The sequence below is a fragment of the Pseudomonas sp. LPB0260 genome, assembly GCF_013388395.1.
Genome location: NZ_CP058247.1, coordinates 1,693,230 through 1,713,147, shown reverse-complemented (window position 1 = coordinate 1,713,147; position 19,918 = coordinate 1,693,230). Strand labels below are relative to the sequence as shown.

Below are 19,918 nucleotides of genomic sequence, written 5' to 3'. Positions count from 1 at the left end.
GCTTGCCTGACGACTACTGGCCGGCGGCGTTGAGCAGGTCGTGCAGCTCGACAAACTGCTGGGTCAGCTTGTGCCGCGCATCCAGATGGATCAGCGGCGTGCAGGCCTGGTGTGACTCGCGCATCTTCACCGAACTCATCAGGTTCACCGGCAGCACCGGCAAGCCCTCGCTGATCAGCTCGTCGAGCAGCTGCTGCGGCAGGCTGGCCCGCGGCTGAAACTGGTTGACCACGATGCCCTCGACCTCCAATCCCTCGTTATGGTCCTCGCGCAGCTCCTCGATCTCCTGCAGCAGGCCATACAGGGCGTTGCGCGAGAAACTGTCGCAGTCGAAGGGAATCAGGCAACGATCGGCGGCGATCAGCGCGGAAACCGTGTAGAAGTTCAGGGCCGGCGGGGTATCCAGGTAGATCCGGTCGTAATCCTCGCCCAGCTCGTCGAGCAGTTTGCGCAGCTTGTTGATCTTGTGTTTGGCCTCGAGCTTGGGCTGCAGATCGGCCAGCTCGGCGGTCGCGGTGACCACGTGCAGGTTGTCGAACGGCGTCTCGTAGATATCGACCCGGCCCTTCTTGGCGAACGGCCCGCTGGCCAGGGTCTGCTTGAAGAACTCGGCGATCCCCATGGGGATCTCGGCGCCGGTCAGGCCGGTCAGGTAGTGGGTGGAGTTGGCCTGGGCATCCAGGTCCACCAGCAAGGTCCGATAGCCTTGCGCCGCGCTCACCGCCGCCAGATTGCAGGCGATGCTGGACTTGCCCACCCCGCCCTTCTGATTGAACACCACACGCCGCATCGCACACCTCCCTGAGCCCTAAGTGGGGCTGGATTCTATGCAAAGAGCGTGACAAGGGCGAGCCATTTGGTCATCCACTGACTGAGCATGAAGCGAAAGCCTACAGCCATGCTTCGACCACGACTCTTGTCCAGCCATCCAGAGCGCTTAGACATCACAGACGGTGGCCTGTCTGTGAGATCAAGGCCAAATGCCATCAAGCCATGCTAATCTTCGCCGCCGCCTATCGCGGCGGCTGGATAGAAGATAAACGCAAGGAGTTTTCATGAACATCAAACGCTTGGCGCTCGCCACCGGCTTCATCGTGCTTTGCTCGGGTTGTGCAACCGGCCTTAATTCACACCAGAAAGCAGAACTCAAACACTTCGAGGCTCGCGGCCAAGCGGTGAAGGAGAAGGAACCCGGCCTGGGTGCCGCCCTCGGCCTTCTTCCAGGTGGCGGCTCCTTCTATGGGCGCGAGTACGGCTTCGGCGTAGTGAACCTGCTGTTCTGGCCCCTTTCCATCCTATGGGACCCGGTCAGCGGCTACGATGCAGCTCAGTCAATCAACTACGAGGCCACCAAAGCACACCTGTATCGCCAGCAAGAGCGCGAGATGGGCGAACTGGACAGCAAGCTCCAGACCGGGCAGATCGACATCACCCAGTACACGCTGGAAAAGCGCAAGGTCGACCAAAAGTACCGGTACAACTAAGGCCGGCTGGCAGGGCCGAAAGCAAGCCCCCCTCGTCAGAAGGGGCGCTTGCGTTGACGGTGCGCTGAGCGACGCTAGCTAGCTAGCTGACAAGCTCGAACAACGGGCCAGCAGGTACTCGCCGCTGACCCTGCCTATGCAGTGAACTGGCCCTTGAGCAGCGGCAGGCGCGGGCCCGAGTAGCCCCGGCCCCAGCCAGCCCTGAACATGCAGCGCCATAGAGAGGCCGCATCTTCCCAAGGCCTCGCTACTAGGCCAGTGCCTATACGTGGTACTGCGCCGACAACTCGTGCACCGCCTCGAGGAAGGCGCCGGCGTGGGCCGGGTCGACTTCCGGGGTGATGCCGTGGCCGAGGTTGAAGACATGGCCGGAGCCCTTACCGTAGCTGGCCAGGATGCGCGCCACCTCGGCGCGGATGGCCGCCGGCTTGGCGTACAGCACCGTGGGGTCCATGTTGCCCTGCAACGCCACCTGAGCGCCGACCCGGCGACGCGCCTCACCGATGTCGCAGCTCCAGTCCAGACCCAGGGCATCGGCGCCGGTGGCGGCGATGGACTCCAGCCACAGGCCGCCGTTCTTGGTAAACAGGATCACCGGCACCTTGCGCCCGTCCTGCTCGCGGATCAGCCCATCGACGATCTTCTGCATATAGGCCAGGGAGAACTCCTGGTAGGCCGCCGACGACAGGTTGCCGCCCCAGGTGTCGAAGATCTGCACCGCCTGGGCGCCGGCCTTGATCTGGCCATTGAGGTAGCTGGTGACCGACTGCGCCAGCTTGTCGAGCAGGGCGTGCATGGCCTCCGGGTTGTCGTAGAGCATCGCCTTGGACTTGCGGAAGTCCTTGCTGGAGCCGCCCTCGACCATGTAGGTAGCCAGGGTCCAGGGGCTGCCGGAGAAGCCGATCAGTGGTACCCGGCCGTTCAGCTCGCGGCGGATGGTGCGCACCGCGTCCATCACGTAGCCGAGGTCCTGCTCCGGGTCGGGAATCGGCAGGGCCTCGATGTCGGCGGCAGTGGATATGACCTTCTTGAAGCGCGGCCCCTCGCCGGTCTCGAAGTACAGGCCCTGGCCCATGGCATGGGGGATGGTGAGGATGTCGGAGAACAGAATCGCCGCGTCCAGTTGCGGGTAACGGTCCAGCGGCTGCAGGGTGACCTCGCAGGCGAACGCCGGGTTCATCATCAGGCTCATGAAGTCGCCGGCCTTGGCCCGGCTGGCGCGGTACTCGGGCAGGTAGCGACCGGCCTGACGCATCATCCACACCGGGGTGACGTCGACGGGTTGCTTGAGCAGGGCGCGAAGGAAGCGGTCGTTCTTCAGGGCAGTCATGGCAGCGTCCGGTAGAAAAGTGCGGGCATTTTCTCAGACCGGAAAACAAAAGGCACGGCGAGTGCCGTGCCTTTTATCCATTGCGACGATTTGCCTCGCCCGCGCACTCGCCGAGCGCAGCGGCTAGGTCAAGGTGGTGCGCACAGCGCACCCTACCCATCAGACGCCGAGGTAGTCGAGGATGCCTTCGGCGGCGTTACGCCCCTCGAAGATCGCCGTCACCACCAGGTCGGAACCCCGGACCATGTCGCCACCGGCGAAGATCTTCGGGTTGCTGGTCTGGTGCTTGAACTGGCTCTTCTCCGGCGCCACCACGCGGCCCTGGCTGTCGGTCTGGATCTCGAACTGCTCGAACCAGGGCGCCGGGCTGGGGCGGAAACCGAAGGCGATCAGCACGGCTTCGGCCGGGATGACTTCCTCGGAGCCAGGAATCGGCTCGGGGCTGCGCCGGCCGCGGGCATCCGGTTCGCCGAGACGGGTCTCGACCACCTTGACGCCCTCCACCTTCTCCTCGCCGACGATGGCGATGGGCTGGCGATTGAACAGGAACTTAACGCCCTCTTCCTTGGCGTTCTTCACTTCCTTGCGCGAGCCCGGCATGTTCTCTTCGTCGCGACGGTAGGCGCAGATCACGCTCTTGGCGCCCTGGCGGATCGAGGTGCGGTTGCAGTCCATGGCGGTGTCGCCACCACCGAGCACGACGATGCGCTTGCCCTTCATGTCGATGAAGTCTTCCGGGGCCTTCTCGAAACCGAGGTTGCGATTGACATTGGCGATCAGGAAGTCCAGCGCGTCGTAGACGCCCGGCAGGTCCTCGCCCGGGAAGCCACCCTTCATGTAGGTGTAGGTGCCCATGCCCATGAACACGGCATCGTACTCTTCGAGCAACTGCTCCATGGTCACGTCGGTGCCCACCTCGGTGTTGAGGCGGAACTCGATGCCCATGCCGCTGAAGACCTCGCGACGATTGCTCATCACGGTCTTCTCGAGCTTGAACTCGGGGATGCCGAAGGTCAGCAGGCCGCCGATTTCCGGGTTCTTGTCGAACACCACCGGGGTCACGCCGTTACGCACCAGCACGTCGGCGCAGCCGAGGCCGGCCGGACCGGCGCCGATCACCGCGACGCGCTTGCCGGTCGGCTTGACCTTGGACATATCCGGGCGCCAGCCCATGGCGAAGGCGGTGTCGGTGATGTACTTCTCCACCGAACCGATGGTCACCGCGCCGAAGCCGTCGTTGAGGGTGCAGGCACCCTCGCACAGGCGATCCTGCGGACACACCCGGCCGCAGACTTCCGGCAGGGTGTTGGTCTGGTGCGACAGTTCCGCCGCCGCCAGGATGTTGCCCTCGGACACCAGCTTCAGCCAGTTGGGAATGAAGTTGTGCACCGGGCACTTCCATTCGCAGTACGGGTTGCCGCAGCCCAGGCAACGATGGGCCTGGTCGGCGGCCTGGGCCGGCTTGAAGTTGTCGTAGATCTCGACGAACTCCTTCTTGCGCTGACGCAACAGCTTCTTCTTCGGGTCTTTGCGCCCGACCTCGATGAACTGGAAGTCGTTATTCAGACGTTCAGTCATTTCAAAACCTCATCAAACTACTGCAGGCGCAAATCATTGCGGGTTGGCACGGGTGCTGGTGAGCAGCGACTTAAGGCTTGCCGCCTTCGGCTTGACCAACCAGAACTTGCGCAGATAGTCATCCAGGTTCTCCAGCAGGGTACGACCCCACTCGCTGGCAGTCTCCTCGACGTATTCGGCCAGCACGCGCTGCAGGTGGCTACGGTAAGCCTCCATCGCCTCGTTGTTGATCCGCTGGATCTCCACCAGCTCGTGGTTGACCCGGTCGTAGAAGCTGTTGTCCAGGTCGAGCACGTAGGCGAAGCCACCGGTCATGCCGGAGCCGAAGTTGTAGCCGGTCTTGCCCAGCACGCAGACGAAACCGCCGGTCATGTATTCGCAGCAGTGGTCACCGGTGCCTTCCACCACGGTGTGGGCGCCGGAGTTGCGCACGGCGAAGCGCTCGCCCGCGGTGCCGGCGGCGAACAGCTTGCCGCCGGTGGCGCCGTACAGGCAGGTATTGCCGATGATGGCGCTGTCCTGGGTCTTGAACGGGCTACCGGCAGGCGGAGTGATCACCAGCTTGCCGCCGGTCATACCCTTGCCCACGTAGTCGTTGGCGTCACCCTGCAGGTACAGGTTCAGGCCGCCGGCGTTCCACACGCCGAAGCTCTGCCCCGCGGTACCCTTGAAGCGGAAGGTGATCGGCGCCTTGGCCATGCCCTGGTTGCCATGCTTGCGGGCGATCTCGCCGGAGACGCGGGCACCGATGGAGCGGTCGCAGTTGCAGATATCCAGCTCGAACTCGCCACCACTGGCCGCATCGATCGCCGGCTTGGCCAGCTCGACCATCTTCTCGGCCAGCAGGCCCTGGTCGAACGGTGGGTTGCGCTCGACCCCGCAGAACTGTGGCTTGTCGGCCGGGATGTGCTCGCTGCCGAGCAGCGGGCTCAGGTCCAGGTTGCCCTGCTTGGCGGTCTCGCCCGGCAGCACCTCGAGCAGGTCGGTACGGCCGATCAGCTCTTCCAGGCTGCTCACGCCGAGCTTGGCCAGCCACTCGCGGGTTTCCTCGGCGACATAGGTGAAGAAGTTCATCACCATCTCGACGGTGCCGATGAAGTGATCCTTGCGCAGCTTGTCGTTCTGCGTGGCCACGCCGGTGGCGCAGTTGTTCAGGTGGCAGATGCGCAGGTACTTGCAGCCCAGGGCAATCATCGGCGCGGTGCCGAAGCCGAAGCTCTCGGCGCCGAGGATGGCCGCCTTGATCACGTCCAGGCCGGTCTTCAGGCCGCCGTCGGTCTGCACCCGCACCTTGCCGCGCAGGTCGTTGCCGCGCAGGGTCTGGTGGGTTTCGGCCAGGCCCAGCTCCCAGGGCGCACCGGCATAGCGGATGGAGGTCAGCGGCGAGGCGCCGGTACCGCCGTCGTAGCCGGAGATGGTGATCAGGTCGGCATAGGCCTTGGCCACGCCGGCGGCGATGGTGCCGACGCCGGCCTCGGCCACCAGCTTGACCGACACCAGCGCAGCCGGGTTGACCTGCTTGAGGTCATAGATCAGCTGCGCCAGGTCTTCGATCGAATAGATGTCGTGGTGCGGCGGCGGCGAAATCAGCGTCACACCGGGCACCGCGTAACGCAGGCGGGCGATCAGGCCGTTGACCTTGCCACCCGGCAGCTGGCCGCCCTCGCCGGGCTTGGCGCCCTGGGCCACCTTGATCTGCAGCACCTCGGCGTTGACCAGGTACTCCGGGGTCACGCCGAAACGGCCGGTGGCCACCTGCTTGATCTTCGAGCTGCGGGCGGTGCCGTAGCGGGCCGGGTCTTCGCCACCCTCACCGGAGTTGGAGCGCGCGCCGAGACGGTTCATCGCCTCGGCGATAGCCTCGTGGGCCTCCGGCGACAGGGCGCCGAGGGAAATACCGGCGGAGTCGAAGCGCTTGAGGATGGCCTCCAGCGGCTCGACCTGATCGAGCGACAACGGTTGCTCGGCCAGCTTGGGCTTGAGCAGGTCGCGGATCATCGACACCGGCCGGGTGTCGACCAGGGCGCTGTATTCCTTGTACTTCTCGTAGTTGCCCTGCTGCACGGCGGCCTGCAGGGTGCTGACCACATCCGGGTTGTAGGCGTGGTACTCGCCGCCGTAGACGAACTTGAGCAAGCCGCCCTGCTGGATCGCCTTGCGGTTGTTCCAGGCTTCGCCCGCCAGCAGCTTCTGCTCGGCCTCGAGGTCGACGAAGCGCGCACCCTTGATGCGGCTGGCGACGCCACGGAAGCACAGCTCGGTGACCTCGTCGGCCAGGCCGACAGCTTCGAACAGCTGGGCGCCACGGTAGGAGGCCATGGTCGAGATGCCCATCTTCGACAGGATCTTCAGCAGGCCCTTGGAGATGCCCTTGCGGTAGTGCTTGAACACCTCGTAGAGGTCGCCCAGCACCTCGCCGGTGCGGATCAGGTCGCCGAGCACTTCGTAGGCCAGGAACGGGTAGACCGCCGAGGCGCCGAAGCCGAGCAGCACCGCATAGTGGTGCGGGTCGCGGGCGGTGGCGGTTTCCACCAGGATGTTGCAGTCGCAACGCAGGCCCTTCTCGACCAGGCGGTGGTGTACAGCACCGGTGACCAGCGCCGCGTGAGCCGGCAGCTTGCCCGGGGCGATATGCCGGTCGGTCAGCACCAGCAGCACCTTGCCGCCGCGCACCGCTTCCTCGGCCTGGTCGGCCATGTTGCGCACGGCCGCCTCGAGCCCGAGGGTCTCGTCGTAGTTCATGTCGATCAGCTGGCGCTCGAAGCCCTGGCGCTCCAGGGTCATCAAGGCACGCCATTTGGCCGGCGAGATCACCGGGCTGCTGAGGATCACCCGCGCCGCGTGTTCCGGCGACTCGGCGAAGATGTTGCGCTCGGCGCCCAGGCAGACTTCCAGGGACATGACGATGGCTTCGCGCAGCGGATCGATCGGCGGGTTGGTGACCTGGGCGAACTGCTGGCGGAAATAGTCGTACGGCGAACGCACGCGCTGGCTCAGTACGGCCATCGGCGTGTCGTCACCCATGGAGCCGACCGCTTCCTGGCCCTGCTCGCCGAGCGGGCGCAGCACCTGGTCACGCTCCTCGAAGGTGACCTGGTACATCTTCATGTACTGCTTGAGCTGGTCGACGTCGTAGAAGGCCGAACCGTGGTCACGGTCTTCCAGGGTCGCCTGGATGCGCTGGGCATGCTTGCGCAGCCACTGCTTGTAGGGATGGCGCGACTTCAGGCGGTTGTCGATGTCGTCGGTGCCGAGCACCTGGCCGGTCTCGGTATCCACCGCGAGGATCTGCCCCGGGCCGACGCGGCCCTTGGCGATCACGTCTTCCGGCGCGTAGTTCCACACGCCGATTTCCGAGGCCAGAGTGATATAGCCGTTGGTCGTGGTGACCCAGCGCGCCGGGCGCAGGCCGTTGCGGTCGAGCAGACAGACCGCATGGCGACCGTCGGTCAGCACCACGCCGGCGGGGCCGTCCCACGGCTCCATGTGCATCGAGTTGTACTCGTAGAACGCGCGCAGGTCGGCGTCCATGGTCTCGACGTTCTGCCAGGCCGGCGGAATGATCATGCGCACGCCGCGGAACAGGTCGATGCCACCGGTGACCATCAGCTCGAGCATGTTGTCCATGCTCGAGGAGTCCGAACCGACGCGATTGACCAGCGGGCCCAGCTCATCCAGGTCGCCGATCAACTCGTTGGCGAACTTGGTGCGACGGGCCTGGGCCCAGTTGCGGTTGCCGGTGATGGTGTTGATCTCGCCGTTGTGGGCGAGGAAGCGGAACGGTTGCGCCAGCGGCCACTTCGGCAGGGTGTTGGTGGAGAAGCGCTGGTGGAACACGCAGATGGCGGTCTGCAGGCGCTCGTCACCCAGGTCCGGGTAGAACTGCTGCAGGTCGGCCGGCATCATCAGGCCTTTGTAGATGATGGTCTTGTGCGAGAAGCTGCAGATGTAGTGGTCGCTGTCCGCCGCATTGCTCACCGAGGAGCGGCGCCGCGCACTGAACAGCTTGATGGCGAACTCCTGGTCGCTCAGGCCCTCGCCACCGATGAACACCTGCTCGATCTGCGGCAGGCGCTCCAGGGCCAGGCGGCCGAGCACGCTGGTATCCACCGGCACCTTGCGCCAGCCGACCAGGCTCAGGCCGGCGGCGAGGATTTCGCGGTTCATGTTCTCCCGCGCTCGCTCGGCCTTCTCCGGGTCCTGATTGAAGAAGACCATGCCGACGGCATACTGCTGCGGCAGATCGGCGGCGAAATGCTCCCGGGCCATGGCGCGCAGGAAGGCATCCGGCTTCTGGATCAGCAGGCCGCAACCATCGCCAGTCTTGCCGTCGGCGTTGATTCCGCCGCGGTGGGTCATGCATGTCAGCGCTTCGATCGCGGTCTGCAGCAGGTGATGGCTCGCCTCGCCCTGCATATGGGCGATCAGGCCGAAGCCGCAGTTATCCTTGAACTCATCAGGACGGTACAAACCTGCTTTCATAGGGACTCTCACCAGACTGCCTTTTGCAAGGCAATTGCTTTCTAATTCAACCACTTACCGTACGCGCAGGGCAGAGCCCCGGCTTTGCGCAGGCAAAAGGGAGGTCATTGTACATATCCACCCGGCTCGTCACAAATCCTCGTGACGGGCCGATGAAAACTTATGTCGCGAAATCGAAGGAATAGACCGCCCGGTCGTGCTAACGACCGAGCGGTCTGCCAGGCAACGCCCCGCCCTAGCGCGCGGAAGCGATCTCCTGCTTGATACTGGCGAACGTACGCGGCCAGGGCTTGCCCGCCTGCACCTTCGCCGGCAACCCCCTGAGCGCCGCCTGCGCCGCCTCGCGGGTGGCGAAGCTGCCATAGGTCACCACGTACAGCGGCTGTCCCTGATGCAGCTTCTTGAAGTAGTGGTACTCGCCGCCATGCTCGCGCACGAAGGCCTGGGCACTGCTCTCCGCGCGCGCCCCAAGCACTTGCAAGGTGTAACGAGACGGCGCCTGCGCGGCATACCAGCCGGCAACTGCCGGCGCCTGAACCGGCGCCGCGGCGGCGACTTTACGCTCTACCGGAGCCGGCGCAGGCGCAGGCGCAGGCGGCGCTACGGGCTTTACCACCGGCGCAGCAGGCGCCGCGGCAACCACAGGCGCTGCAGCTAGGGGCTTCGGCGTAACTGGCGCCACCGGAACCGGATCGGCCTCGACACTGACGAGGATCTCATCCACCGCCCCCTCCACTTCCTCGGCCGAGCTCAACCCTGCGGCCTGCGCCAACGGCTGACGAATCACCGGCTGCGCCTCCCCAACCAGTGGCAGCGGTAACGGCTGACTGGCACCAGCAAATTCGATGGCCGGCGCCTCTACCGGCGCAACGGCAGGTGCCGCATCGGCTGACACCGCAGGCTGCGCCCCCTGCCCCAATGGCAACTGCGCCGTCGCCGGCGCCAACAGGTCGCCACCAGACTGGCCCTGCATCAGCCACGCAGCCAGCACGCCAACCGCCACCACCACCAGTGCCAGCAGGTGCTTGCGCGGCAGGTTCAAGCCCACCCCCGCGCGTCGCGTCGCACCCTTCTGAGCCAGCATCGCCTCGATCAGCGCCTCCCGCGCGGACTCGTTGATGCCGCCCGGCCAACCCGCGGAATGCTCATGGATCTGCGCCACCTGCTGGTCCGACAGCAACTCGATTCCCTGACCCGCACCCTCTAGGCGCTGCGCCAGATAGGCGCGCGTCTCGTCCTCGCTGTAGGGTTGCAGCGCCAACGCATGGAAACATTCCTCACCTTCGACCAGCGCCTCCAGCCTGGCGACCAATTGCGGCTCGGCGAACAGAAAGACATGCGCACGTCCCTCGGCATTGCCCTCGGCCAGCGCCAGCAGACTGGCCAGAGCCGCGTCACTCAGCTGCTCCGCATCATCGACCAGCACATAGACTTCCTGACCGGTCAGCGCCAACTGCCCGACCTGCGCCAGGATTGCCGAGGGATCGGCCTGCTGAATGTGCAAACCCTGGGCAACCTGACGCAGCACCGCCCCCGGCTCCGCCGCCCCACGGGCAGAAAGCACGACGCTGTGCACCGCCTGTTTGTTGGTGCTGGCCACCAGCGCCTGGCGCAGCAGGGTCTTGCCACTGCCCAGCGGCCCCGTCACCACCAGCAATAGCTGGCTGTAGCGCGCGAGGTGATGCAGCTGACCGAGCACGGGCTTGCGCTGGGCCGGGAAGAACTTGAAGCCCGGCACCCGGGCCGCGAACGGGTCATGGCTGAATTGGTAATGATCGAGGAAGGCCTCGTCAGCGTGCAGACTGGTCATTGGGCACTCATTGGTTTTTTAACTGATCCACCAGCGCCGCGTAATCCGCGCAGAGGGTGGCATGCAAAATCTCGCGCGAAAAATCGGCGGTCACCACCGCCTCGCCCAGGCGACGCAGCAGGACCAACCGCAGGCGGCCGTCGAGGACCTTCTTGTCCACCGCCATGTGCTCGATAAAGTCGTCGGGTTGCATATTACTCGGCGGAACCACCGGCAACCCGGCGGCCTGAAACAGCCGAATCGCCCTATTCTGGTCCGCGACGCTAATCCAGCCCAGGCGCATGGACATCTCCAGGGCCATGACAGTGCCCGCCGCAACAGCCTCACCATGCAGCCAGACGCCATAGCCTTGATGGGTCTCGATGGCATGGCCGAAGGTATGCCCCAGATTGAGCGTGGCACGCACGCCCGATTCGCGCTCGTCGGCCCCCACCACCCGCGCCTTGGCGGCACAGGAGCGCTCGATGGCCGAGGTCAGCGCCACCTGGTCCAACGCTCTCAGCGCCGCCATATTGTCCTCGAGCCAGGAAAGAAACGGCTCGTCGCAAATGAGTCCGTACTTGATCACTTCCGCCAGCCCCGCGGATAGCTCACGAGCCGGCAGGGTGGCTAGGCTGGCCGTATCGATCACCACCGCCTGAGGCTGATAGAAGGCTCCCACCATGTTCTTGCCAAGCGGATGATTGATGCCCGTCTTACCGCCAACCGAGGAATCCACCTGCGACAACAGCGTGGTCGGCACCTGAATGAAATTGACCCCTCGCTGATAACAGGCCGCGGCAAAGCCGGCCATATCGCCAATCACCCCGCCCCCAGGGCGATCACCGTGGTACGCCGATCATGCCGAGCGGTCAGCAGGCCATCGAAGATTTTCTGCAAGGTCTCCCAGGTCTTGTACGCCTCACCGTCTGGCAGGACGATGGAGGTCAGCGCATAGCCATTCAAGGCGGATTCGAGAGCATTGAGATAGAGCGGCGCCACCGTCTCGTTGGTGACGATGGCGACCTGCCGCCCGACTATGTGTGGTGCCAGCAAATCGGGGCGCAACAGCAAATCGGCACCGATATAGATGGGATAGCTGCGCTCACCGAGATCGACCTGAAGAGTTTGCATGGAGCCCCCGAGTTTAAAAGGGCCCTAGGATAGCGCAGTTCAGGCCGCGCTTTAACGGGGCGGCAACGCCTCCAGACGCTCCAGTATTTCCTGCACGACCATACGCGGCGGGCGCTCGTCGGTTTCCACGACTACATCGGCAATTTCCCGATACAGCGGGTCGCGTATCGCCAGCAGGTCGCTGAGCACCTTGGCCGGATCTGCGGTGCGCAACAAAGGCCGATTGCGATCACGCGAAGTGCGGTCGAGTTGCTGAACAACCGAGGCATGCAGGTAGACGACGCGCCCGCCCCGCCTCAGCGCCGCGCGATTTTCCGGACGCAACACCGCCCCGCCCCCGGTCGCCAGCACCATGCCATCGACCTCGCACAGCTCGGTAATCACCGCCTGCTCACGCTCACGAAACCCTTGCTCGCCCTCGACATCGAAAATCCACGGAATATCGGCCCCCGTGCGCTGCTCGATTTCCTTGTCCGAATCCTTGAACGGCAAACGCAGCTCTTTGGCAAGCAAGCGCCCGATGGTGCTTTTGCCGGCACCCATCGGGCCAATGAGGATCAAATTTCTCACAAACTATCGGCTCACAGATATGGCCTGATTGTTCATGATACGCGGAGTGAGAAAGACCAGCAGCTCCGACTTACTATCCTTTACAACATCTCGCCGGAACACGCGCCCAATGAAAGGAATATCACCCAGCAACGGAACCTTGTCGACCGACTTACTCTGAGTATTGGAGAACACGCCGCCGATAACAATAGTTTCGCCGTCCGCCACCAATACTTTCGCATTGACCTCGTTCTTATTGATCGCCGGAACGCCCCCACTTGCCGCAGCGTTAGAAAAATCAGGCGCATCCTTGGTAACTTTGACCTCCATGATAATCCGGTTGTCCGGGGTAATCTGAGGCGTAACCTCAAGGGAAAGCGCAGCCTCTTTGAACGAGGTAGTAGTCGCACCACTGGAGCTCGCCTCCTGATAGGGCACTTCGGCACCCTTCAGAATCTTGGCCGTCTCCTTGTCCGAGGTAACCACCTTGGGCTGCGACACCACCTCACCATTACCGGTTTTCTCCATAGCCGACAGCTCAAGGTCCAGCAAAGTATTATTGGTGATAAAGCCCAAATTGAGCCCGGTATTTGCTCCCGCCGCTCCTAGATCAACAAAGGTACCCGCCTGGAAGTCAACCGGGTCCGAACCCTTGATCAGACTGTTGCGCCCCCCAACGATAAAATTGTTATCAGCGAGACTTACGCCGCGCCACTCAACACCAAGGGCCTTATCGTAATCGACATTGGCCTCGACAATCCGCGCTTCAATCATCACCTGCCGAACCGGAATATCGAGCTGAGACACAATTCGACGCAACTCATCCAGCCGATCCTGGGTCTGATACGCAATAATACTGTTGGTTCTATCATCGACCGTAATAGAACCTCGCTCATCGGGAGCTCCTTCCACGCTAGTAACCGACTGAAACAACTTAGCCATATCCGCCGCTTTCGCGTAATTAACCTGAATCAACTCACGACGCAGCGGCGCTAGCTCGGCAATCTGCTTCTGGGCTTCCAGCTCCTGGCGTTCACGAGCAGCTATCTCATCTGCCGGCGCGACCAATAACACGTTGCCAACCTGTCGTTTATCCAGCCCCTTCGTTTTGAGCACCAAATCCAGAGCCTGGTCCCAAGGGACGTTCTGCAAGCGCAAGGTAATATTGCCCTGCACTGTATCGCTGGCAACCAAATTCAAATCCGTAAAATCAGCAATCAACTGCAACACCGAGCGCACATCGATGTCCTGAAAATTCAGCGAGAGCTTCTCTCCGGTATACGCAAAACGCTCTGTCTTGCGTTTTTCGACCTCATCTTGGGTTAAGGGTTTGATACTCAGCGTTAACTTATTATCTGTCTGGTAAGCCAGATAATCGTAGAGCCCGCTAGGCTCAATGATGATGCTCGCCCTATCGCCAGAGCCTGTGGCGCTAACAAACTGTACTGGCGTTGCAAAATCTTTTACGTCCAAGCGCACACGCAAAGCTTCAGGCAATTGCGTCTTTGCGAAGTCCAAACGAATCTTGCCACCCTGCTCTTGGATATCAGGGCTCACCGAAGCATCTGACAGGGTAATTACAACGTTACCCTCGCCTTGCTCGCCGCGCTGAAAATCGATATCACTAATAGCTTTTCGTTGAGGCGCATACACCTTGGCTGCAGGAGCCACAGCAACAGGCGCCGCCGAAGTCATTGACTGTGCAGCAACGGAACCTCTACCGGCTCCCTCCCCCACCAGCACGTACAGATTAGAGCCCTCGACGCGCGTACTATAAGGAGCGAGATTCGTCAGATTAATGATTAGACGCGTACGATCCTTTGCCTCGACCACCGTAACGCTGCGCGCATTGCCCACACCCAGCTCACGATTCTTCGCCCCTAGCTTGTTGGACACCCCGGGCAGATCCAATGCGATACGCGCTGGCTGCTCGATCGTGTACCCGCGCGGTGCGAGAACTGGTTCGTCGAACGTCAACTTTAATTCAACTCTATCACCCGGCAGGGCCGCCACATCAAGCGCCTGCAGGTCCGCAGCCAACAGCGCCGGCGATAGCAACATCGCCGACAGAGAAATACCTATACGTGAAAGGGAGCTATTCATTATCGTATTCCGTTGGGCAGACCAGTTATTTTTCTTCATACTCACTTCGCTCCCTCAAGAGCGCTCCTTAAGGGAGAGGCTTCGCGGCCGTTCCAACCAGCCACCCTCACCATCTGGAACGATTTCAACTACGTCAACTTTCGATTCGTCAATCGCAAGAATACGACCGTGATTGCGCCCAAGGTAATCCCCGACTTTGACACGGTGCACACCACCAGCACCGCTCACCAACGCATATACGGCTTCGTCTTTCGCAAGAGTACCGACCATCTCGAAAACCTCGATATTGAAGCCTTCAAGAAACTGCCTGACCCGCGCCTCATCCGGCTTAACTTCTTGCGAGCCCTTTTGACGGTTGGCCATATCTATCTTGATTGGCGGCTGAAACGGACTTCGCAATGCGGCAGCGCTGTAGGTAAAACTTTCATACGGCTGAAATTTTGGAAGCGGCTCAATTGCACCCTTGGGCCGAGCACGGACCTCGTCCATGTATGCCTGCAAATCGCCGAAATCGTTATCCGCCCCACAACCCGCTAACGACGAAACAAGCAGAAGCAGCGCAGAACGAATAATCTTCATGGCTGCACCCCCTTGTCGTTATAACGATATGTCTTGGCAAGGATACTCATGCGTAGCTTCGATGTACTATCAGTCTCAGCCGGCGTCAGCTCAAAGTCGTGCAAAGTCACAATGCGCGGAAGACTGGCCACACCACTGACAAAGGTTGCGAGGTCATGATAGGCACCCACCACTTTAATCTGGATGGGCAGCTCAATATAGAATTGCTGCGCGGCCTCTGGTAGAAGTTTGATCTCCTCAAACTCCAGGCCACTGCCCAAGCCGGTCCGGGTTATATCCTCCAGCAAGCCCGGCACTTCTGTATCTCCTGGAAGTTGCTTGAGCAGCGCCCCAAAGGAAACCTCCATCTCTTCCATTTGCGCCCGATATGCCTCTAGGTTGGCCGCCTGGAATGCCTTTGTCGCGAACTGCTGCTTGAGCACATCCTCCTGAGCCTGCTGCCCCTCCAATTGCACTTGTAAATCCTGCAAATGGAAGTTGTAGCCCAGCGCCAATACCGCCACAAACAAGATAACCCCAGCAATGAACTTTACTGCCGCTGGCCAAGAGCCGACATTATTAAAATCTAAATCACTGACATCAATTTTGCGTAAGCTCTCTAACGATTCGCTCAGGCTCATTTCACAGTCTCCTCAGCTTCAAGTCCGGGCTGAGTCTGCTGAACGGTCAGCTTGAAAACGTTAGCCTGATCGATCGCGCCAGCCGTGACCGCCTTGACCTCCGTCAAGTTTGGAGACTCCAGCCATTCGGAAGAATCCAAGTTACGCATCAAGTTGGAGACCCGGTTGTTTGACTCCGCAGCCCCGACAATGGCGATATTTTTTCCAGTCAGCTTAAGGCCCGTAAAATACACGCCATCCGGCAAGGTCCTGACCAGCTGATCGAACACTCGCCCAATGATCGGCCGATTACCTTGCAGGTCCTGAATGATCTTCATCCGCTCCAGCAATTGCTCGCGTCGGGTCTTCAGCTCGCTGATCTCCTTGATGCGGGCATCCAGCACGGCAATTTCCTTGCGCACGAACTCATTACGCGCATTCTGCTGCTCGATTGCCCCATTCAGATACTGATCACCGAGAAACACGATACCGGCCGCAATCGCCAAGACTCCGCCGAGCGCGACCAGGAAGCGCTGCTTGCGTTCCTCGCGCAATTGCTCGCGCCATGGAAGCAGGTTAATCCGTGCCATTAGTCAAAACTCCTCATGGCCAGCCCACAGGCAATCATCAACGATGGCGCATCACTGGCCAGCGCCCCGGCATTGACCCTGCCGCCCAGCGCCATGTCGGCGAACGGGTTGGCCACCAGCGTTTGAGTGCCGATCTTCTGCTGGATCAGGCGGTCCAGATCCGGAATGGAAGCCGTGCCACCCGCAAGCAGGATGTAATCGACATCGTTGAACTGACCCGCCGCGAAGAAGAACTGCAACGAACGCGACACCTGCTGCACGACCGCTTCCTTGAACGGCTGCAACACCTCGCTGTCATAGTCGTCTGGCAGGCCGCCCTGCTTCTTCGCGAGCCCCGCCTCCTCCACGGATAGACCGTAGCGCCGCTGGATCTCCTCGGTCAGCTGCTTGCCACCGAACAACTGCTCGCGGGTATAGATGGTGCGGCCGTTGTGCAGCACGCTGAGGGTCGTCATCGTCGCGCCGATATCGACCACGGCCACGGTCAACTCCTCCTGGCCGCTGCCCAGCTGCTCGGCAAGCAAGCCGTAAGCCCGCTCCAGCGCATAGGCTTCGACATCCACGACCTTGGCCGTCAGTCCAGACAGGGCCAACGCCGCCTCGCGGACCTCGACGTTCTCCTTGCGGCAAGCCGCCAGCAGCACTTCGACACGCTCGGGATTTCTTGGCGAAACGCCCTGCACCTCGAAGTCGATGGCCACTTCCTCAAGCGGATAAGGGATGTACTGATCAGCCTCGATCTTCAGCTGGTTTTCCAGCTCATCGTCGGAGAGCCCCGCCTCCATCTCGATGGTCTTGGTGATCACCGCCGAGCCGGCCACCGCAACGGCCACCGACTTCACGCCGGTCTTGGCCTTGCTGAGCACACGGGAAAGCGCCTGACCGACACCCTCCAGCTCGGCGATGTTCTTCTCGACCACAGCATTTGGCGGGAGCGGCTCGACTGCGTAAGCCTCTACCTTGTAGCGGCTTCCGGAGCGACTCAATTCGAGGAGCTTGACCGAGGTCGAGCTGATATCGATCCCCAGCAGCGTATTCGCATTCTTATTGAAGAGCCCTAGCACGACCGATTTCCTATTGGCATCCGCGACTTACGGACTATTTATGTTTTTTCACATTAAATAACAGTCTTGACAGAAGCGCAAATGGCTCCCCAGGAAAAAAAACGCTTATAATGTGAACAGTTTTCCCCTTTTGACTCCGCCTTCCGCTTAACTCGTTCTTTTATCTGGAAATCCAAGAATCTTGATGCGTCTGCTGAAGTTTTTCTGCTGGTCTTGTGTCGCCGTCTTTTGCGGGCTGTTACTCAGTTTGAGCGGCGCGTTCCTCTATCTTAGCCCGAGCCTCCCGTCCGTCGAGTCGCTGCGCAGCATTCAGCTGCAGATCCCACTGCGCGTCTACAGCAGCGATGCCAAGCTGATTGCGGAATTCGGCGAGATGCGCCGCTCGCCCATCGCCTTCGCGGACATCCCGGCGGACTTCACCAACGCCTTGCTCGCCGCCGAAGACGACAACTTTGCGAATCATTATGGCGTCGACGTGACCAGCCTGTTGCGCGCTGCCACGCAAATATTGAAAAGCGGGCACATCCAGACCGGCGGCAGCACCATCACCATGCAGGTGGCGAAGAACTTCTTCCTCACCAGCGAGCGGAGCTTCTCGCGCAAGATCAACGAGATTCTCCTGGCGCTGCAGATCGAACGCGAGCTGAGCAAGGACGAGATCCTCGAGCTCTACGTCAACAAGATCTACCTCGGCAATCGGGCATACGGCATCGAAGCCGCAGCCCAGGTCTACTACGGCAAATCGATTCGCGAGCTGAGCCTGGCGCAGATGGCGATGATCGCCGGCCTGCCGAAAGCCCCCTCGCGCTTCAATCCGCTGGTCAACCCGACCCGCGCCCAGGAGCGCCGCGACTGGATTCTCGGGCGCATGCGCCTGCTCGGCCGGATCGATCAGCAGCGCTATGAACAGGCGCTGGCCGAGCCGATCGACGCCAGCCACCACGTCCCCACCCCGGAAGTCGCCGCCCCCTACGTGGCGGAAATGGCCCGCGCGGAGATGGTCGGGCGCTTCGGCAGCGATGCCTACACCGAGGGTTTCAATGTCACCACCACGGTGCCGAGCGATCTGCAGGCCACGGCCAATCGGGCGGTGCGCGAGGGCCTGATCGACTACGATCAACGCCATGGCTATCGTGGACCGGAGAGCCGGCTGCCCGGCATGACCCAGCAGACCTGGCTGGGGGAACTGGCCAAGCAGAGCTCCCTGGGCGGCCTCGAGCCGGTCATCGTCACCCAGGTCGAAGCCAGTGGCATCCTCGTCCTCACCCGCAGCGGCGCGGAAGAAGCGGTCGCCTGGGACAGCATGAAATGGGCGCGCCCGTTCCTCAACACCAACAGCCTGGGCCCGCGACCGAAGCAGCCGGCAGACGTGGTCCAGGTGGGCGACCTGGTGCGCGTGCAGCGCCAGGAGAACGGCAGCCTGCGCTTCGTCCAGCTCCCCGCGGCGCAGGGCGCGCTGGTCTCGCTCGACCCGCGCAACGGCGCCATTCGTGCCCTGGTCGGCGGCTTCTCCTTCGAGCAAAGCAACTACAACCGCGCGGCGCAGGCCAAGCGCCAACCGGGCTCGAGCTTCAAGCCGTTTATCTACAGCGCCGCACTGGACAGCGGCTACACCGCCGCCAGCCTGGTCAACGATGCGCCGATCGTGTTCGTCGACGACTACCTGGATCAGGTGTGGCGGCCGAAGAACGACAACAACACCTTCCTCGGCCCGATTCGCCTGCGCGAGGCCCTGTACAAGTCGCGCAACCTGGTGTCGATCCGCCTGCTGCAGGCCATCGGCATCGAGCAGGCCCTGGACTACGTCAGCCGCTTCGGTTTCAACAAGCAGGATTTGCCGCGCAACCTGTCGCTGGCCCTGGGCACGGCGAATTTGACGCCCCTCGAGGTGGCCACCGGCTGGACGGCCTTCGCCAACGGCGGCTACAAGATCCAGCCCTACCTGATCGAGCGCATCGAGGACCGCCAGGGCCAGCCACTGTTCATCGCCAACCCGCCGAGCGTACCGAGCGCGCAAGCCGGCGAGGCGAAGCCGAACGAGGACGGCCTGATCACCACCGCCCACGCGAACGCCACGCCATCCAATCCCAGCGAGCCCGTGGTCGCCGAGCAGATCATCGACGAACGCACCGCCTACATCATGACCAGCATGCTGCAGGATGTGATCAGACGCGGCACCGGGCGGCGGGCCATGGCCCTGGGCCGCGACGACCTGGCCGGCAAGACCGGCACCACCAACGAGTCCAAGGACAGCTGGTTCTCCGGTTACAACGCCGACTATGTGACCACGGTCTGGACCGGCTTCGACCAGCCGGAAAGTCTCGGGCGCCACGAGTACGGCGGCACCGTCGCCCTGCCGATCTGGATGAGCTACATGGGCGAAGCTCTCAAGGACAAGCCCAGCCACCCGCCGGTGGAACCCAGCGGGCTGCTGACCCTGCGCATTGATCCACACAGTGGCCGTACGGCCCTGCCCGGCACGCCGGATGCCTACTTCGAGGTCTTCAAGAGCGAGGACTCGCCGCCGCCGATGAGCGAGCTCGATCCGGGGCTGGGTATTCCCGGCAGCCCGCTGCCCGCAGACGAAGTGGCGCCGCTGGACCTGTTCTAAACACCCGGAGGTGGTGCGCTTCGGCC

Annotated in this window: 13 protein-coding genes and 1 pseudogene; 2 read left to right on the top strand and 12 right to left on the bottom strand. The window is 62.2% G+C overall.

Annotated features, from left to right (window positions below):
* Positions 1 to 13: 13 nt before the first annotated feature.
* Positions 14 to 790, bottom strand: a complete 777-nt coding sequence (locus tag LPB260_RS07530) for a ParA family protein (protein ID WP_208708077.1) — start codon at positions 788 to 790, stop codon at positions 14 to 16.
* Between the two features lie 265 nt (positions 791 to 1,055).
* On the opposite strand from LPB260_RS07530, the gene LPB260_RS07525 reads away from it, so the two are divergent.
* Positions 1,056 to 1,484: a hypothetical protein gene (locus LPB260_RS07525; RefSeq protein ID WP_208708076.1), complete on the top strand. Its 429-nt coding sequence runs from the start codon at positions 1,056 to 1,058 to the stop codon at positions 1,482 to 1,484.
* Positions 1,485 to 1,746: 262 nt separating this feature from the next.
* On the opposite strand, the gene hemE is transcribed toward LPB260_RS07525, so the two are convergent.
* The 11 genes and pseudogenes from hemE to LPB260_RS07470 all read right to left on the bottom strand — a co-directional run bounded on the left by hemE (position 1,747) and on the right by LPB260_RS07470 (position 17,281).
* Positions 1,747 to 2,814: a uroporphyrinogen decarboxylase gene (gene hemE, locus LPB260_RS07520; RefSeq protein ID WP_208708075.1), complete on the bottom strand. Its 1,068-nt coding sequence runs from the start codon at positions 2,812 to 2,814 to the stop codon at positions 1,747 to 1,749.
* Positions 2,815 to 2,973: 159 nt separating this feature from the next.
* On the bottom strand, positions 2,974 to 4,392 hold the full coding sequence (locus LPB260_RS07515; RefSeq protein WP_208708074.1) for an FAD-dependent oxidoreductase: 1,419 nt from the start codon (positions 4,390 to 4,392) through the stop codon (positions 2,974 to 2,976).
* 33 nt (positions 4,393 to 4,425) lie between these two features.
* Positions 4,426 to 8,874, bottom strand: coding sequence for a glutamate synthase large subunit (gltB, locus tag LPB260_RS07510; protein ID WP_208708073.1), 4,449 nt, complete (start codon positions 8,872 to 8,874; stop codon positions 4,426 to 4,428).
* A gap of 235 nt (positions 8,875 to 9,109) precedes the next feature.
* Positions 9,110 to 10,684, bottom strand: a complete 1,575-nt coding sequence (locus tag LPB260_RS07505) for an SPOR domain-containing protein (protein ID WP_208708072.1) — start codon at positions 10,682 to 10,684, stop codon at positions 9,110 to 9,112.
* Between the two features lie 7 nt (positions 10,685 to 10,691).
* Positions 10,692 to 11,797: pseudogene (aroB, locus tag LPB260_RS07500) on the bottom strand (3-dehydroquinate synthase).
* 51 nt (positions 11,798 to 11,848) lie between these two features.
* Complete coding sequence (gene aroK, locus LPB260_RS07495) at positions 11,849 to 12,367, bottom strand: shikimate kinase AroK (protein ID WP_208708071.1); 519 nt, start codon at positions 12,365 to 12,367, stop codon at positions 11,849 to 11,851.
* A gap of 3 nt (positions 12,368 to 12,370) precedes the next feature.
* Positions 12,371 to 14,449, bottom strand: coding sequence for a type IV pilus secretin PilQ (pilQ, locus tag LPB260_RS07490; RefSeq protein WP_208708070.1), 2,079 nt, complete (start codon positions 14,447 to 14,449; stop codon positions 12,371 to 12,373).
* Between the two features lie 54 nt (positions 14,450 to 14,503).
* Positions 14,504 to 15,028: a type 4a pilus biogenesis lipoprotein PilP gene (gene pilP / locus LPB260_RS07485; RefSeq protein WP_371926119.1), complete on the bottom strand. Its 525-nt coding sequence runs from the start codon at positions 15,026 to 15,028 to the stop codon at positions 14,504 to 14,506.
* Entirely contained in the window at positions 15,025 to 15,648 is a 624-nt protein-coding gene (gene pilO / locus LPB260_RS07480; RefSeq protein ID WP_208708069.1) for a type 4a pilus biogenesis protein PilO, read from the bottom strand. The genes pilP and pilO overlap by 4 nt, the downstream gene beginning before the upstream one ends.
* Positions 15,645 to 16,217, bottom strand: coding sequence for a PilN domain-containing protein (pilN, locus tag LPB260_RS07475; protein ID WP_208708068.1), 573 nt, complete (start codon positions 16,215 to 16,217; stop codon positions 15,645 to 15,647). The genes pilO and pilN overlap by 4 nt, the downstream gene beginning before the upstream one ends.
* Complete coding sequence (locus tag LPB260_RS07470; RefSeq protein WP_208708067.1) at positions 16,217 to 17,281, bottom strand: pilus assembly protein PilM; 1,065 nt, start codon at positions 17,279 to 17,281, stop codon at positions 16,217 to 16,219. The genes pilN and LPB260_RS07470 overlap by 1 nt, the downstream gene beginning before the upstream one ends.
* Positions 17,282 to 17,465: 184 nt before the next feature.
* Here LPB260_RS07470 and LPB260_RS07465 point away from each other — a divergent pair, with 184 nt between their 5' ends.
* Positions 17,466 to 19,892 carry a penicillin-binding protein 1A gene (locus LPB260_RS07465; RefSeq protein ID WP_371926118.1) on the top strand — a complete coding sequence of 809 codons (2,427 nt, stop codon included), beginning with the start codon at positions 17,466 to 17,468 and terminating at the stop codon, positions 19,890 to 19,892.
* The last annotated feature ends 26 nt before the right edge of the window (positions 19,893 to 19,918 follow it).